This window comes from Streptomyces prasinopilosus (assembly GCF_001419695.1).
GTDB classification, from domain to species: Bacteria; Actinomycetota; Actinomycetes; order Streptomycetales; family Streptomycetaceae; genus Streptomyces; species Streptomyces prasinopilosus.
The window spans coordinates 1-13,935 of sequence record NZ_LIRG01000018.1 but is presented as its reverse complement, the minus strand read 5'-3'; the positions used below and the strand labels follow the sequence as shown (position 1 = coordinate 13,935).

Annotated in this window: 11 protein-coding genes, 1 tRNA gene and 3 pseudogenes; 4 read left to right on the top strand and 11 right to left on the bottom strand. The window is 74.9% G+C overall.

The genetic code is table 11. The features are described from left to right. Positions 1-1,331, top strand: a 1,331-nt coding sequence (locus AOK18_RS01345; RefSeq protein ID WP_206281486.1) for a S41 family peptidase, incomplete at its 5' end; no start/stop codon positions are given. A 55-nt stretch (positions 1,332-1,386) separates the two neighbouring features. Here the strand turns inward: AOK18_RS01345 and AOK18_RS01340 are convergent. The 4 genes and pseudogenes from AOK18_RS01340 to AOK18_RS01325 form a co-directional block, all read right to left on the bottom strand. Next, positions 1,387-1,572, bottom strand: coding sequence for a hypothetical protein (locus AOK18_RS01340; protein ID WP_055693056.1), 186 nt, complete (start codon positions 1,570-1,572; stop codon positions 1,387-1,389). A 197-nt stretch (positions 1,573-1,769) separates the two neighbouring features. After that, positions 1,770-2,654 (bottom strand): annotated as a pseudogene (locus tag AOK18_RS01335) (SDR family oxidoreductase); the annotation flags it as partial. Beyond that, positions 2,651-3,676 (bottom strand): alpha/beta fold hydrolase, encoded by a 1,026-nt coding sequence (locus tag AOK18_RS01330; RefSeq protein WP_079104790.1) that lies wholly within the window; start codon positions 3,674-3,676, stop codon positions 2,651-2,653. The gene AOK18_RS01330 and the pseudogene AOK18_RS01335, both read right to left, overlap by 4 nt. Continuing rightward, positions 3,673-5,304: a flavin-containing monooxygenase gene (locus AOK18_RS01325; protein ID WP_079104789.1), complete on the bottom strand. Its 1,632-nt coding sequence runs from the start codon at positions 5,302-5,304 to the stop codon at positions 3,673-3,675. Before AOK18_RS01325 ends, AOK18_RS01330 begins: the two co-directional genes overlap by 4 nt. Before the next feature lie 233 nt (positions 5,305-5,537). Here AOK18_RS01325 and AOK18_RS01320 point away from each other — a divergent pair, with 233 nt between their 5' ends. Then, positions 5,538-6,158 (top strand): MerR family transcriptional regulator, encoded by a 621-nt coding sequence (locus AOK18_RS01320; RefSeq protein WP_055693055.1) that lies wholly within the window; start codon positions 5,538-5,540, stop codon positions 6,156-6,158. Positions 6,159-6,276: 118 nt separating this feature from the next. Here the strand turns inward: AOK18_RS01320 and AOK18_RS01315 are convergent, their stop codons facing one another. Next, on the bottom strand, positions 6,277-6,768 hold the full coding sequence (locus AOK18_RS01315; protein WP_055693054.1) for a cupin domain-containing protein: 492 nt from the start codon (positions 6,766-6,768) through the stop codon (positions 6,277-6,279). A gap of 157 nt (positions 6,769-6,925) precedes the next feature. Between AOK18_RS01315 and pdxR the strand changes: the two genes are divergently transcribed. Continuing rightward, complete coding sequence (gene pdxR / locus AOK18_RS01310) at positions 6,926-8,368, top strand: MocR-like pyridoxine biosynthesis transcription factor PdxR (protein WP_055693053.1); 1,443 nt, start codon at positions 6,926-6,928, stop codon at positions 8,366-8,368. Positions 8,369-8,436: 68 nt separating this feature from the next. Here the strand turns inward: pdxR and AOK18_RS01305 are convergent, their stop codons facing one another. Continuing rightward, complete coding sequence (locus AOK18_RS01305) at positions 8,437-9,246, bottom strand: exodeoxyribonuclease III (protein WP_055693052.1); 810 nt, start codon at positions 9,244-9,246, stop codon at positions 8,437-8,439. A 79-nt stretch (positions 9,247-9,325) separates the two neighbouring features. Here AOK18_RS01305 and AOK18_RS01300 point away from each other — a divergent pair, with 79 nt between their 5' ends. Continuing rightward, positions 9,326-9,802, top strand: coding sequence for a GNAT family N-acetyltransferase (locus AOK18_RS01300; RefSeq protein WP_055693051.1), 477 nt, complete (start codon positions 9,326-9,328; stop codon positions 9,800-9,802). A 52-nt stretch (positions 9,803-9,854) separates the two neighbouring features. Here the strand turns inward: AOK18_RS01300 and AOK18_RS01295 are convergent, their stop codons facing one another. The 5 genes and pseudogenes from AOK18_RS01295 to AOK18_RS35530 all read right to left on the bottom strand — a co-directional run. Further along, positions 9,855-10,955: a hypothetical protein gene (locus tag AOK18_RS01295; protein ID WP_055693050.1), complete on the bottom strand. Its 1,101-nt coding sequence runs from the start codon at positions 10,953-10,955 to the stop codon at positions 9,855-9,857. Further along, entirely contained in the window at positions 10,952-12,034 is a 1,083-nt protein-coding gene (locus AOK18_RS01290) for a hypothetical protein (RefSeq protein ID WP_055693049.1), read from the bottom strand. The genes AOK18_RS01295 and AOK18_RS01290 overlap by 4 nt, the downstream gene beginning before the upstream one ends. A 360-nt stretch (positions 12,035-12,394) precedes the next feature. Next, a tRNA-Ala gene (locus AOK18_RS01285) sits at positions 12,395-12,468 on the bottom strand. 83 nt (positions 12,469-12,551) lie between these two features. Next, positions 12,552-13,653, bottom strand: a pseudogene (locus AOK18_RS33840) (DNA polymerase III subunit gamma/tau domain-containing protein); the annotation flags it as partial. A gap of 2 nt (positions 13,654-13,655) precedes the next feature. Then, a pseudogene (locus AOK18_RS35530) lies at positions 13,656-13,760 on the bottom strand (hypothetical protein); the annotation flags it as partial. Positions 13,761-13,935 lie beyond the last annotated feature (175 nt).

The window sequence follows — 13,935 nt, the reverse complement described above, 5'->3', positions numbered from 1 at the left end:
TCGCGGACGGCGGCGAGCTGCGCGCGGTGCCCGCGACCGAGCCGGGCGACAGCGACTCCACCGTGTGGATCGACGTCCGCCGCATCCTGCACGAGGCCGACCCGGGGGCCGAGTGGCGGCAGGCGTACGAGGAGGCCGGGCGGCTGATCCGGTCCTACTTCTGGGACCCCGGCATGTGCGGCATCGACTGGGACGCGGTGCTCGCCCAGTACCGTCCGCTGGTCGAACGGGTCGCCTCCCCGGACGATTTCGCGGACCTGCTGCGCGAACTCCTCGGCGAACTCGGCACCTCCCACGCCTACGTCACCGCCGCCCGCCGCAACGAGGGCCCGCCGCACTACCAGCGCCGTCAGGGCTTCCTCGGCGCCGACCTCGTTCCGCGCGAGCACGGTTGGACGGTCCGGCGGATCCTGCCCGGCGACTCCTCGGACTCCCGGGCCCGTTCCCCGCTGGCCGGCACCGGCATCCGCGAGGGCGCCGTCCTCACCCGGGTCGACGGCCGCCCGGTGGACCCGGTCACCGGGCCCTACCCGCTGCTCGCGGGGGCGGGCGGCACGACGGTGGAGCTGACGTTCGCCCCGGCCGGGGGCACGGGCCCGCCCCGCAGGGTCGCCGTGCTCCCGCTGATCGACGAGCGCCCGCTGCGCTACCAGGACTGGGTGGCCAAACGGCGCGCGGTGGTGCGGGAGTTGAGCGGTGGCCGGTGCGGCTATCTGCACATCCCCGACATGGGCGGCTCGGGCTGGGCGCAGTTCAACCGCGACCTGCGCATGGAGGTGTCCCGTCCGGCCCTGATCGTGGACGTGCGCGGCAACGCCGGCGGCCACATCAGCGAACTCGTCGTGGAGACGCTGACCCGCACCATCCTCGGCTGGGACCTCACCCGTGACGCCCAGCCCGTGTCGTACGCGGCCAACGCCCCGCGCGGGCCGGTGGTGGCCCTCGCGGACGAGGCGACCAGCTCCGACGGCGACATGATCACGGCCGCGTTCAAACTGCTGGGACTGGGACCGGTGGTCGGGCAGCGCACCTGGGGCGGGGTGGTCGGCATGACCGGCCGGCACGAACTGGGGGACGGTACGGTGATCACGGTGCCGATGAACGCGGCCTGGTTCGACGCGTACGGCTGGTCGGTGGAGAACAAGGGCGTCGCCCCCGACCTGGAGGCCCTGCGCACCCCGCTGGACTGGGCGGAGGGCCGGTACGCCGTACTGGACGACGCGGTCCGACTGGCCCTGGAACTCCTGGAGTCCGAGCCCCCGGCCACGCCCCCGGCCCGCAGCGGTGTCCCCGACCGCTCCCGTCCGAAGCTGCCGCCGAGGGCGACGTGAGAAGGGGCGCCTCCGAGGGGCGCCCCTTCCCGCTTCAGTGCGTCACGGCGTCACGTCAGGCGTCGTGGTCCTGGTGACGGCGCTCCTCGGACCCCTGCTGCCGCCGGCGCTGCGGGTTGTCCGGGGCCTCCTGGCGGCCGCGGCCGCGCTTTTGGGCCTGGTCCCCGGCTTCGCCCATCTTCTGCTTGGCCTGGTCCTTCATCTGCTCGGCCTTGTTCTGGAACTGGTCCTTCATACCCATGTGGGTTCACTCCCGTTGGGGTGTGGGGGCTGTTGCCCGACCAGATTCACACGGGCGGTCACCCTGCGCATGTCGATCAGTCACGCAGCGTGCTCCGGGTTCGTTTCCGCAGGTCCCGGCGCTGTCCCCGCACGGTCCGGTGCCGCTCCCGCCGGCTCCGGTGCCGCTTGTGCGGACTCCGGCGTCGCGGCGGGTCCGGTCCGGTGCCGTTCGTCGGCGTCGCCGCCCGCTCCGACCAGTCCCGTCCGCATGCCGGCGAACCGGTCCGCGAACCGCCGCACCTCCCGTTGCCCGACGGTGCCGATCACGCCGGGCAGGTAGCCCCGTACGCCCTGCATCCCCCGCAGCCACCACTGCCCGTACACGTGGCTGGAGCGCCGCTCGATCCCGGCCACCATCCGGTCCACCGCGGGGCCCAGCGGGTAGGTCTTGTTCGTCGGCCAGGGCAGCCGTTGCCTGAGCTCGCGCATCGCGTCGTCCTGGTCGGCGCCGCGCACCATGTCCGTGTCGGTCCACGACAGGTAGCCGACGCCGACCCGCACGCCCAGGTGCCCGACCTCGGCCCGCAGGCTGTGCGCGTACGCCTCCACACCGGACTTGGACGCGCAGTAGGCGGTCATCATCGGGGCCGGGGTGATCGCGGCGAGCGAGGCGACCTGGAGCAGGTAGCCGCGGCTCTCGGTCAGCAGCGGCAGGAACGCGCGGGCGGTGACCGCCGATCCGATCAGGTTGACCTCGATGACGCGCCGCCAGGACTCCGGGTCGGAGTCGGCGAACGGACCGCCGTTCGCCACACCGGCGTTGGCGACCACGATGTCGACCCGCCCGAACCGCTCCCTCACCTCCGCCGCGACCCGGGTCATCGCCTCGTGGTCGGTGACGTCGGCGTGCCAGTGGCCGCTGTCGCCGTACAGCCGCGCCGACACCCGTTCGAGCACGTCCGGTTCCAGTCCGACCAGGGCGACCCTCACCCCGCGCGCGGAGAGCTTGCGGGCGAGCAGCTCCCCCACCCCGCGGGCCGCTCCGGTGACGACGGCGACCTGTCCTTCGAGACGGCCCCTGCGCGTGCGCTGTCCACTCATGCGCCCTCCTCGGCGGGTGCGACGGATGCAACGGATGTGACGGGTACGGCGGTTGCGGCGGGTGCGGTGGGCGCCGAGGAGGCCGGGGAGGCCGTGGACCCCTCGGGTCCCGCGGGCCCCGCGGGGAGGTGGGCGGCGGCGAGTTCCCGGATCAGCCCGGTGACCCGTCCGGGCGCCTCGACGGGCGTCATGTGGCCGATGCCGGGCAGTTCGGTGAGCCCGAGGCAGTGCGGCAGCCGGGAGGCGATCGTCCGCGCGTGCACCGGCGGGGTGAGCCGGTCCGCGGTCCCGACGACGACGGCCGTCGGCACCCGCAACTCCCCCACGCCGTGGTCGAGGTCGAGCAGGCCGAGCACCTGCGCCCAGGACCGGCGGACCGTGCGCGGGCAGGCGTGCACGATGCGGGCGCACGCCTCGACCATGTGCGGCGTCGAACCGGGGCCCATGGTGGCGTACTTGAGGATGCGGCTGCCCAGGGGCGTGACGGGCCCGAGCGGGGCCCGGGAGCCCAGGACGCTCCGGGTCAGCCGGGTCCGTATCCGCCCCGCCGGGGCCGGGAGCACCGTCGACTCGTCGACCAGCCGCGAACTGCCGGTGCTGCACAGCAGGACGGCCGCCGCGTGCTCGGCGAGGGCGGGCCGGCCGGACGCGGCCATCACCGTCATGCCGCCCATGGAGTGCCCGGCGATCACGGCCCGTTCGCCGGGGGCGAGGGTGGCGGTCAGGACGGCTTCCAGGTCGTCGGCGAGCGCGTCGGTACTGCAGTCGCCGCTCGCGGGGGTGCGGCCGTGACCGCGCTGGTCGTAGGCGATCACCCGGTGGTCGGCGGCGAGTTCGCGGATCTGGGCCGCCCAGAAGGCGGTCGAGCAGGTCCAGCCGTGGGCGAGGACGACCGCGGGCGCCCCGTCGGGCCCGTGCAGCTCGACGTGCAGCCGGGTGCCGTCGGCGGAGACGGCGGTGAGTTCGCGGGCGGGGACGGGCGGGGCGTAGGGCCCGGCGAGGACGTGCGCGGGCCGGCTCACGCGGAGACCTCCGTGGCGCCCGGGGCGGTGGTCCCCGGGGCGGCGGCGCCCCGGACGGCGCTCTCCTGGGCGGCGGCCTTCGGGGCGGCGGCCTCCCGCACGGCGGCGTCCCGGGCGGTCTTCCCGGCGCCGGCGGCCCTCCCGCCGGAGGGCGCCCGCAGGACGGCGTACTCGGTGAGGTCCACGCGCCGGGTGGCCCGCCGGAACTCGGCGGTCGTGCCCGGCCAGACGGTGGTGTTGCGGCCGTTCGCGTCCAGGTACCAGCTGGTGCAGCCGCCGGTGTTCCACACCGTGCGCTCCATCCGCTGCTGCACCCGGTGGTTCCAGACGCGGACGGCGCTCCTGCGGGCGTCGAGGGCGACCCGGCCGCCGAGGACGTCGAGTTGGCGGAGGTAGTCGGCCAGGTAGTTCAGCTGGGACTCGATCATGAGAATCATGGAGGAGTTCCCGAGGCCGGTGTTGGGCCCGATGAGCGTCATGAAGTTGGGGAACCCGGCGGCCGAGGCGCCGCGCAGTGCCTCCATGCCGCCCGCCCAGGTCTCGGCGAGGGTCCTGCCCTCCGCGCCGACGACCCGTTCGGCGATGGGCATGTCGGTGACGTGGAACCCGGTCCCGAAGACGATGGCGTCGACCTCGGCCTCGGTGCCGTCGGCCGCCACGGCCGTCGATCCCCGGACCTCGCTCAGGCCGCCGACGACGTCGACGTTGGGCCGGGCGAGCGCCGGATAGTACGTGCTGGACAGCAGGATGCGCTTGCAGCCGATGCGGTAGTCGGGGGTGAGCCGGGCGCGCAGGGCCGGGTCCTTGATGGCGCGGGCCATGTTGCGCTTGGCCACCCGCTCCACGAGGCCCAGCTCGTCCGGGTGCTTGGTGAACGCCTGGACCTGCAGCTCCCGCACGCCCCACAGCAGTCCGCGGCGCAGCCGGGTGGTGAAGGGCAGCGCCCGGTGCACGGCCCGCTCGGCGCCGCCGATGGCCCGGTCCATGCGGGGCAGGACCCAGGGCGGGGTGCGCTGGAAGAGGGTCAGCCGGGAGACGAGCGGCTGGACGGCCGGCACGATCTGGACGGCCGACGCGCCGGTGCCGACCATGGCGACCCGCTTGCCGCGCAGGTCGTAGTCGTGGTCCCAGCGGGCGGAGTGGAAGACCTTGCCGGGGAAGGTGTCGAGCCCCGGGATGTCGGGGGTCTTCGGGTCGGACAGCGGCCCGGTCGCGGAGACGACCACGTCCGCGCTGAGGCTGCCGCTGCTGGTCTCGATGTCCCAGCGCAGCCGCTCCGTGTCCCACGCCATCCGCTTCACCTCCGAGTCGAAGCGGAGGTGCGGGCGCAGCCCGAAGACGTCGGTGACGTGCTCGAGGTAGGCGCGGATGTGCTCCTGCCCGGAGAAGGAACGCGGCCACTCGGGGTTGGGCGCGAAGGAGAACGAGTACAGGTGGGACGGCACGTCGCACGCGCATCCCGGATAGCTGTTGTCCCGCCAGGTCCCGCCGACGCTCCCGGCCCGCTCCAGGACGACGAAGTCGGTGATCCCCTCGCGCCTCAGCCGTACGGCGGCCCCCAGTCCGCCGAACCCGGACCCCACCACCGCGACCCGTACGTGTTCGTGCTCGTGCTCGTGTCCGGCCATCCCGAAGCCTCCAGCCCTTGCGCACCGCCGAGAACCGTGCCAGTGACCACTGGCGCAATGGGGAGAGTAGGGCAGTCTCCTACTGATGGGTAGGGGGTGCGCAAGGAAAGTTACCGCTGGTACGCCCGAGGGCCCGTCCGGTGGACCACGCCGGAGACGCGGGGTCCGGCACGCCCTAGGCTGCTGTCGTGGCAGAGGAAGCAGAACCCCGGGGCGAGCGGCGCGAGTACCGCATGGAGGAGCTGGCCCGCCTGGCCGGCATCACGGTGCGCACGCTGCGCTTCTACCGCGAACGCAAGCTGATACCGCCGCCCCGCCGCGAAGGCCGCATAGCGTGGTACGACGACCACCACCTGGCCCGGCTGAACACGATCACGGCGCTGCTGGAACGCGGCCACACCCTGAACGGCATAGCGGAGCTGGCCGAGGCCTTCGACCACGGCCGCGACGTCGGGGAACTCCTCGGGATGGACACCCCCACCGAGGAGACCCCCGTCCGCCTCACCCCCGAGGAGCTCGCCGACCACTTCGCCGGCGAGGTCACCCCGGAGAACCTCGCCGCCGCGATGGAACTCGGCTACCTCGGCACGGACGGCGGGGAGATCGTCCACATCAGCCGCCGTCTGCTGGACGTCTCGTCCGCCCTGGTCCGCGAGGGCATCCCGCTCGCGGAGGTGCTGCGCGCGGGCCGGGAGGTCCGCACCCACACCGAGGCGATGGCCGACCTCTTCGCCGGGCTGATCCTGCGCCACGCCCCCGAGGAGGCCGTGCAGCGCCTGCGCCCCCTGGCCCGCAGCGTGGTCGACGCGGAACTCTCCCTGTCGATGGACCGCCGGCTGAACAAGCGGGGCTGACCCCGGGCAGGACCGGCCGCGGACGGGACCGCCCACGCGCAGGACCAGCCGCGGGGCAGGACTGCCCGCGGCCGGCCCCGGGCCGGTCGGGCGCCGGGCCGGTCAGTCGCCGGGCCGGTCAGTCGCCGGCGAGCTCGGTCTGCCAGACGGAACTGGCGTGGTAGTGGTTGTCGTACCGCTCGGAACTGGCCCTGATGTCCTCGACGTCGGCCTCGCCCCGGTACACGCGCTCCAGCAGGCGGTAGTAGCCGAAGCGGTCCATGCCGGGGGTGAAGGCGACCAGCACGTCGGCCTCCTCTCCCCGGGCCGGGGCGAAGGCGTGCGGCAGCCGCGGCGGCACCGTCACGAAGTCGCCGGTCCCCAGGGTGACGATCCGCTCCCCCAGCAGCACCCGCAGGCTGCCGCCGAGCACGAAGAACATCTCGGTCGCCCTGGTGTGGAAGTGGGCGGGGGCGCCCGGGGACCCCTTGTGCAGGGTGGCCCGGTTGGCCGTCAGCGCGCCCCGGGTCCCGTCGGAGTCGGCGAGCAGCGTGATGAGACTGGCGGCCCCGTCCTGCAGCGTCTCGGCGGAACCGGCACGGACGAGGACGGGCGGGGCGGACGCGTTCACGGGGTTCTCCTCCGGTGCGGGCGGGTCGTCGTCATGCGGGAGCGGGGTCGCCCGGGCCGGCCTCGGACCGTGTCCGGCCCTCGGCGCCGCCTCGGGTCCCCGCAGCTCCCGACGACCACGCTATGCGCGCGAAAGACCCCGTGTAGGGTGCATTCCCGTGTCCGATTCATGGGTCAATCCGGCCGAACACGTCGGCAGCGACCTGCATGTGGATCTGAGGGCGGGCCTGGCCGGAGGCGGTGGCCGCCGGGCCGCACTCGGTCGCGCGCTGCGCGAGGCGATCGGGGACGGACGACTGGCGCCGGGCACCCGGCTCCCCCCTTACCGCTCGCTCGCCGCCGACCTCGGGCTGGCCCGCAACACCGTCGCCGAGACCTACGCCGAACTCGTCGCCGAGGGCTGGCTGGTCGCCCGCCAGGGGTCGGGGACGCGGGTGGCGCCCCGAGCGGAGCCGGTCGGCCCCCCGCGGGTGCCCGGACCGGCGCCGGCGCGTCCCGAACCGCCCGCCCACACCCTGCGGCAGGGCCTGCCGGACCCCGCCTCCTTCCCCCGCACCGCCTGGCTGGCCGCCGCGCGGCGGGCGCTGAACGCGGCACCCCACGAGGCGTTCGGCCCCGGCGACCCCCGCGGCCGGCCCGAGCTGCGACGCGCCCTCGCCGCGTACCTGTCCCGCGCGCGGGGCGTGCGCACCGACGCCGAGAGGATCGTCGTGTGCTCCGGTGTCGCACCCGCCCTGCGGCTCCTCTTCGGCGGGAAGGTGCTCCGCGGTCCTCTGGCCGTGGAGTCCTACGGACTGCCCTTCCACCGGTCGATCCTGCGCGCCGCACACGTGCGGACCGTGCCGCTGGCACTGGACGAACACGGGGCGCGCACCACGGAGCTGGTCGCGCTGGAGGGCGTGCGGGCGGCGCTGCTCACCCCCGCCCACCAGTTCCCCACGGGAGGACCGCTGCACGCCGAGCGGCGGGCCGCCGCGGTGGACTGGGCGCGCGGCGGCCAGGGAGTGCTGCTGGAGGACGACTACGACGGGGAGTTCCGCTACGACCGGGAGCCGGTGGGCGCCGTCCAGGGGCTCGACCCGCAGCGCGTCGTGTACCTGGGCTCGCTCAGCAAGAGCCTCTCCCCCGCACTGCGGCTGGGGTGGATGGTCCTGCCCGACCACCTGGTGGAGCCCGTGCTGCGCGCCAAGGGCGAGCGCGAGGCGTGGGCCGGGGTCACGGACCAGCTGACGCTCGCCGACTTCATCGAGTCGGGCCACTACGACCGGCACGTCCGCCGCACCCGGCAGCGTTACCGGGACCGCAGGGACCGCCTCGTCGCACTCCTCGCCCGCCGGGCGCCGCACATCACGCTCACCGGCGTAGCCGCCGGACTGCACGCGGTGCTGGGCCTGCCGCCCGGCACCGAACGGCCGGTGACCGAGGCCGCGGCCCGGGAGCGCATCGCCGTGGACGGGCTCGCCGGCTTCCGGCACCCGGCCGCCACCATGCCCGCGCACGACGGCCTGGTCGTCGGCTACGCCGCACCCCCCGACCACGGTTTCGGGGCGGCGCTCGACGCCCTGTGCAGGATTCTGCCCCCGCCGCCCGGCGAGGGCTGACGGCCGCCCGGGCGGACGGGCGCACGGCCCCCGCCCGGCGGACGGGCGTCGCCCCGCCCGCGGACCCGTCAGTCCCGAGGTCCGAAGACCACCGTCACCGGCGCGTGGTCCGACCAGCGCCCGGCGTGGGTGGCCGCCCGCTCCACGTACGCCTCGACGGCGCGCTCCGCGAGCCCCGGGGTGGTCATCGCGTAGTCGATGCGCCATCCCGCGTCGTTGTCGAAGGCCCGCCCCCGGTACGACCACCACGAGTACGGTCCCTCGACGTCCGGGTGCAGCGCCCGTACGACGTCCACGTACCCGCCGTCGGCCGGGTCGAGGACACGGGACAGCCACTCCCGCTCCTCCGGCAGGAAGCCCGAGTTCTTGGTGTTGCCGCGCCAGTTCTTCAGGTCGGCCTCCCGGTGCGCGATGTTCCAGTCGCCGCACACCACGACCTCGTGGCCGTCGGCGGCGGCCCGCTCCCGCAGGCCCTTCAGGTAACCGAGGAACTCGCCCATGAAGCGCGTCTTCTCGTCCTGCCGCTCGGTGCCGACCTCACCGGAGGGCAGGTACAGGGACGCGACGGTGACCCCGGGCAGGTCCACCTCCACGTACCGGCCGCTGCCGTCGAACTCGGCCGATCCGAAACCGACCTGGACGCGGTCGGGCGCACGGCGCGTGTACAGCGAGACCCCGGCGCGCCCCTTCGCGGCGGCGGGCGCGTGCACCACGTGCCACCCCTCGGGCTCGCGGACGTGCCCGGGCAGCTGCTGCGGCTCCGCGCGCACCTCCTGCAGGCACACCGCGTCGGCGGAGGTCTGCTCCAGCCACTCCACGAAGCCCTTCTTGGCGGCGGCACGCAGTCCGTTGACGTTGACGGAGGTCACAGTGAGCATCAGGGCACGATACCGGCACACTGGACGGGGCCCGAAAACGGATCCCTCCCGCCTCCTGGATTGACATACTTTACTGCGCATGAATATCCGCCAGGTCCCCTACGACCACCCCGACGCCGTCAAACTGAACGACGAGGTCCAGGCCGAGTACGACGTCCGCTACGGCGACGGCGGCGACGCCACCCCCATGGACCCCGCCGACTTCCGGCCGCCGAACGGCGTCTACCTGATCGCCTACGACGAGCACGGCACCCCCGTCGCCTCCGGCGGCTGGCGCGTCCAGAACGCCAACGGCGAGGGCAACCGCGACGGCGACGCCGAGCTGAAGCGGATGTACGTGATCGAGCCGATGCGCGGCCGGGGCCTGGCCCGCCGCGTCCTGGCCGCCCTGGAGGACGACGCCCGCGCGGCCGGCCGCCTGCGCATGGTCCTGGAGACGGGCACCAAGCAGCCGGAGGCGATCGCCCTGTACACCTCCAGCGGCTACGAGCCCTGCGAGAAGTTCGGCTACTACCGCTTCCACGACAGCAGCCGCTGCTACGCCAAGACCCTGTAGGCCGCCGCCCGGCGGCCTCGGCCCGCCCGCCCCGCTCGACGGCTGCGGTCCCTCAGCCGAACCGCAGGACGCGCGGGGCGAAGGTGCCCTCGGGGCCGTCGGCGCGGCCGACCGACCACACCGTCTCCGTGCCCGGCACCGGCGCCAGCCGCAGGGTCCGGGAGTCGCCCTCCCCGGCGACCGCCGGTTCCTCGTGCCCGGTGAACGACGCTCCGTCCCAGGCGAGGAAATCCGGTCCGGAGACGAGAGGCGGGTAGCCGCCCGGCGGGCCCCACTTCTGCGAGCGCGCCACCGCGACCCAGGCCAGCGCACCGGACGCGTCGGGCGCCAGGGAGCTGATCGAGCCGAAGTCGGTGGGCACGGCCACCCGGTTCCACTCCTGCCCGTCCCAGCGCGCCAGCAGCGGCGGGATCGGCCGGCCCACCGGGCCGCCGACGAATCCGGCCGTGCCGCCCGCCCACACCTCCGTCGGCGAGACCGCCAGCACGCTGTTCACGGCCGACCGCGGGAACCCGTCCACGATCGTCTGCCGCCACTCCCGCCCGTCCCAGTGCGACACGGCCGCGCCCTCCGCGGCGGCGCCCGCGGCCCAGACGTCGCCGGCCCCCAGGACGTGCAGGCCGGCCACGGACCCCGGCGGCACCGGCACGTCCTGCCAGCCGTGTCCGTCCCTGCGCAGCAGGACCTGCGCGCCGTCCCGCGCACCGATCAGCCAGGTCTCGCCGCCGCCGGCGGCGACTTCGCCCAGCACGACACCGCCCGGCGGGCGGCTCTCGGACCAGGCGGCGCCGTCGAAGCGCAGCAGGCGGGCGCCGCCCGCCGCGTCACGGCCGACCGCCCAGACCTCGGACGGCGAGGCCGCGGCGACGGACAGGAGTTCTCCCTGCCAGCCGGTCCCGGGCAGACTCTGGCGCTGCCACGCGGTCCCGTCCCAGCGCAGCACCAGCGGGAAGCCCGGTGCGGTGCGGCCGACGGCGTCGGCGCCCACCGCCCACGCCCGGTCCGGTCCGAACGCCACGGCCTCGTTCAGCGCGGCCTGCGGGCGTGTCTGCGCCGGGACCGGGACGTGCTGCCAGGGCAGGGTGTCCGCCGCGGCCGAGGGCATGACGGTCAGGGCGGCGGCGAGGGCCGCGAGGAGAAGTCCGCGTCTCATGATCGGCCTCCCAGCCGCTCGCTCGTCAGGTTCGGTTTCGAGCCGTAGATCTCCACGGTCCCGAAGGACATCAGGGAGGATCCGGCCCTTGTCAGCGCGTGCGGGGCGACCTCGATCGCGTTCGTGCGCTCCGGGCCGTAGGAGAAGGTGGCGCGCGGGCCGTCCACCCGTGCGTACTTCGACCGGAACGCGCGGTCGCTGACCACCGGGAGCCACAGCGCGCCGTCCGGGCCGCGCACCATGTCCTTGATGTGGGTGGCGCCCAGGGCCGGGTGGGTGGTGCGCCAGGCGTGCCCGTTCCGGGTCGTCAGGTAGGGGCGGGGCGCGCCGTCCTCGTACCGGCTGCCGCCGATCGTGACCCGGCCGGACGGTTCGAGCAGGATCGCGTCCACGCCGCCGTCCGGCGGCAGCGGCACCTTCGCGTCCCGCCACGCCGTGCCGTCCCAGCGCAGGATCGCGGCCCCGGTCGCGGTGTCCGCCCAGGCCCAGGCGTCGGCGGCGGTCCGCGCGGTGATCCCCATCAGGTAGCCGACCCCGTCCGGGGTGGACTGCTCGGTCCAGCCGGAGCCGTCGTGGTGCAGCACCTTCAGTCCGGTCTCGTCCTCCCCGACCACCCACGCGCCGCCCGGCACCGCGGTGAAGTCCTGGTAGGTCCACAGGGTCCGGGGCAGCGGGACCGCGCTCCACCCTCCCGCCGTCCGGCGCAGGATCTCGCCCTCCCCCGCGCGGTTGTGGAAGATCCACACCTCCTCGCCGACGAACTGCGCCCTGCCGAGCCGACCCGGCTCACCGGCACCGGGGAAGGAGGCGTCCCGGCTCCACTCCGCGCCGTCCCACCGGTACAGCAGCGGCCGCATTCCGTCGTCGGTGCGCTCGTATCCGGTCGCCCACGCCTCGTCCGGCCCGCGGGCGGCGAGATCGGACACGGTCACCGGCGGTGCCGCCGCCGGCGGCACCGGCAGCACCGACCAACTCGGCGCCACGGGCGCGGCCGGCGTCCCGGCCGTGGCCGCGACGGGCGGCATCACCGCGGTGGACGCGACCACCAGGCAGACGACGACCGCACGAAGACCTTTCACGGGAACCCCCCAGGGCGCGAAGGTCGCACAGGTTATGGGTGTTCACCCGCCCGTGCACAGACGGCATTCGGCCGATCGCGCTTCCTTCTCGCCCACGCGTGCGAAGTGGCACGGCTCACCGTGCGCCGGACCGCGCGGGAACTCCGCGGACGAGGACGCGTCGGCACCACCCGGCGCCAGGGCCCGCCCGCGGTCGCGCAGCCGCCGGCCGGTTCGCCGGGCAACGGGGCGGGACCGCCGGCCGGCGGACTCCATCCCGGACCGCCGTCGGGACGCGGCGACGACGGGCCCCGGCCCGCCGGGCCCCGTCCAACACGAAGAAGCCCCCGCCGGTTTCCCGGCGGGGGCTTTCAGCTGCGGTGGACCTGTGGGGATTTGAACCCCAGACCCCCTCGATGCGAACGAGGTGCGCTACCAGACTGCGCCACAGGCCCTTGCAACGAGTGAAACCTTAGCACCCCGATCGGGGTGCTCGGAAATCCGTTGCCGGTGGGGGGTCACCTGCGGTTTCGGAAGGTCATTCGTTGGCGGCCCGGGGACGGTCCCCGTCCTCGTACTGGTCGAACAGCGGGGTGCGGCCCCGCTCGCGCGCTCGGCGGGCCGAGGCCGCCCCGGGGGCGCCCCCGCGTGAGCGCTTCCGGGCGGGGGGAAGGGCGTCGCCGCGGCCGTCGCCGTCCGGGCGGGCCCCGTCGCTCTCCTCGCCCGCGTCGTGGGGCTCGGCGCCGTCGGACGCGACGGCCTCCTCCGGACCCGGGGCCATGGAACTGGAGCGGGCCGAGCTCCAGGCGTCCGGGGCGCCGAGGTCCACGTCGCTGGTGGCGCGCGGGGCGACCGGGGCGGTCACGTACGTGGGCAGCGGGACCGGGACCGGGTCCCAGCTGTCGCCGCCCTGCCCGGGGCGCCGCTGGCGCTCGCGCTGCTGGTCGATCCACTCGGCGTGGTCGGTCTGCTCCACGAGCGCCCGCCGGTCGGCGGCGAGTGCCAGGAGGCCGGGGTCGGTCTCCTGCTCCGGTTCGGCGGCCGGCTCGGCCTCGTGTCCGGGGCCCTCCGGCGCGCCGGTGTCCGCGTCGCCGGCGGACGGGTGGCGGCCCGTCCGGCGCTCGCGCAGCCGCTGCGCCGCGACCTCCGCCTGGCGGCGGTCCATCTGGTACGCGAACCGGCGGTGCTCCTGGGAGCGCAGATACGCGATGTAGACGCTCAGCAGGACGGCCGGCACTCCGGGCGCCCACAGGAACGTGAGTCCGCCGATCGCCGCGACGACCGTGCCGACCGTGAAGGCGACGAAGAGCAGGGTGGTGGTGCGCCGGCGGCGTGCGAGCACCTTCGAGCGCCGGGCGCGCGCCGCGGAGGCCTGCGCCGACGGGGACGGCCGGGCGGCGGGCCGGGGCTCCGCGGCGGGCCGCCTCCGCCCGAGGTCCCGTCCCCGGCGGGCGGACGGGACGCGCTCGCGCGCGGCACCGGGGCCGGGTTCGGCTTCGGGGCCGGACTCGGGGCCGGGTTCCGGACCCTGCCGGTCCGGCCGCCGGGCGGGCTGCTCCGGTACGGGCACCTGCACCTGCGGACGGGTCTGGGACACGGCGAAGGCCCGGACGTCCACCGAATCGGTGACCGCGTCCGGGNNCGGACGGGCTTCGTTCAGCTCGTCCTGCCTACGGAGCCACATCGGCACCAAGTAGGCGGCCCAGGCCCCGACAATGACTGCGTAGATGAGGCCGCTGCTGCTCACGCCTCCCACGGTAGAGGGGTTCGGGTGGGGCCATCCGCCAATTGGGCCGGTGTGTCGCACGATCCGGCTGATATCTCGAACTTTTTTGGATCGATGTGATCAGCAGATCACTCGAGAGGGGAAATGATCCGCCTTCACGGGCTTCGGACGGACTTCACACGCCCTTCAGGCGGTC

Coding starts and splice junctions, on each gene's coding strand:
- AOK18_RS01305 (WP_055693052.1), bottom strand. CDS start 9,246: ATGCTCACTGTGACCTCCGTCAACGTCAACGGACTGCGTGCCGCCGCC.
- AOK18_RS01300 (WP_055693051.1), top strand. CDS start 9,326: ATGAATATCCGCCAGGTCCCCTACGACCACCCCGACGCCGTCAAACTG.
- AOK18_RS01325 (WP_079104789.1), bottom strand. CDS start 5,304: ATGGCCGGACACGAGCACGAGCACGAACACGTACGGGTCGCGGTGGTG.
- AOK18_RS01295 (WP_055693050.1), bottom strand. CDS start 10,955: ATGAGACGCGGACTTCTCCTCGCGGCCCTCGCCGCCGCCCTGACCGTC.
- AOK18_RS01320 (WP_055693055.1), top strand. CDS start 5,538: ATGGAGGAGCTGGCCCGCCTGGCCGGCATCACGGTGCGCACGCTGCGC.
- AOK18_RS01340 (WP_055693056.1), bottom strand. CDS start 1,572: ATGGGTATGAAGGACCAGTTCCAGAACAAGGCCGAGCAGATGAAGGAC.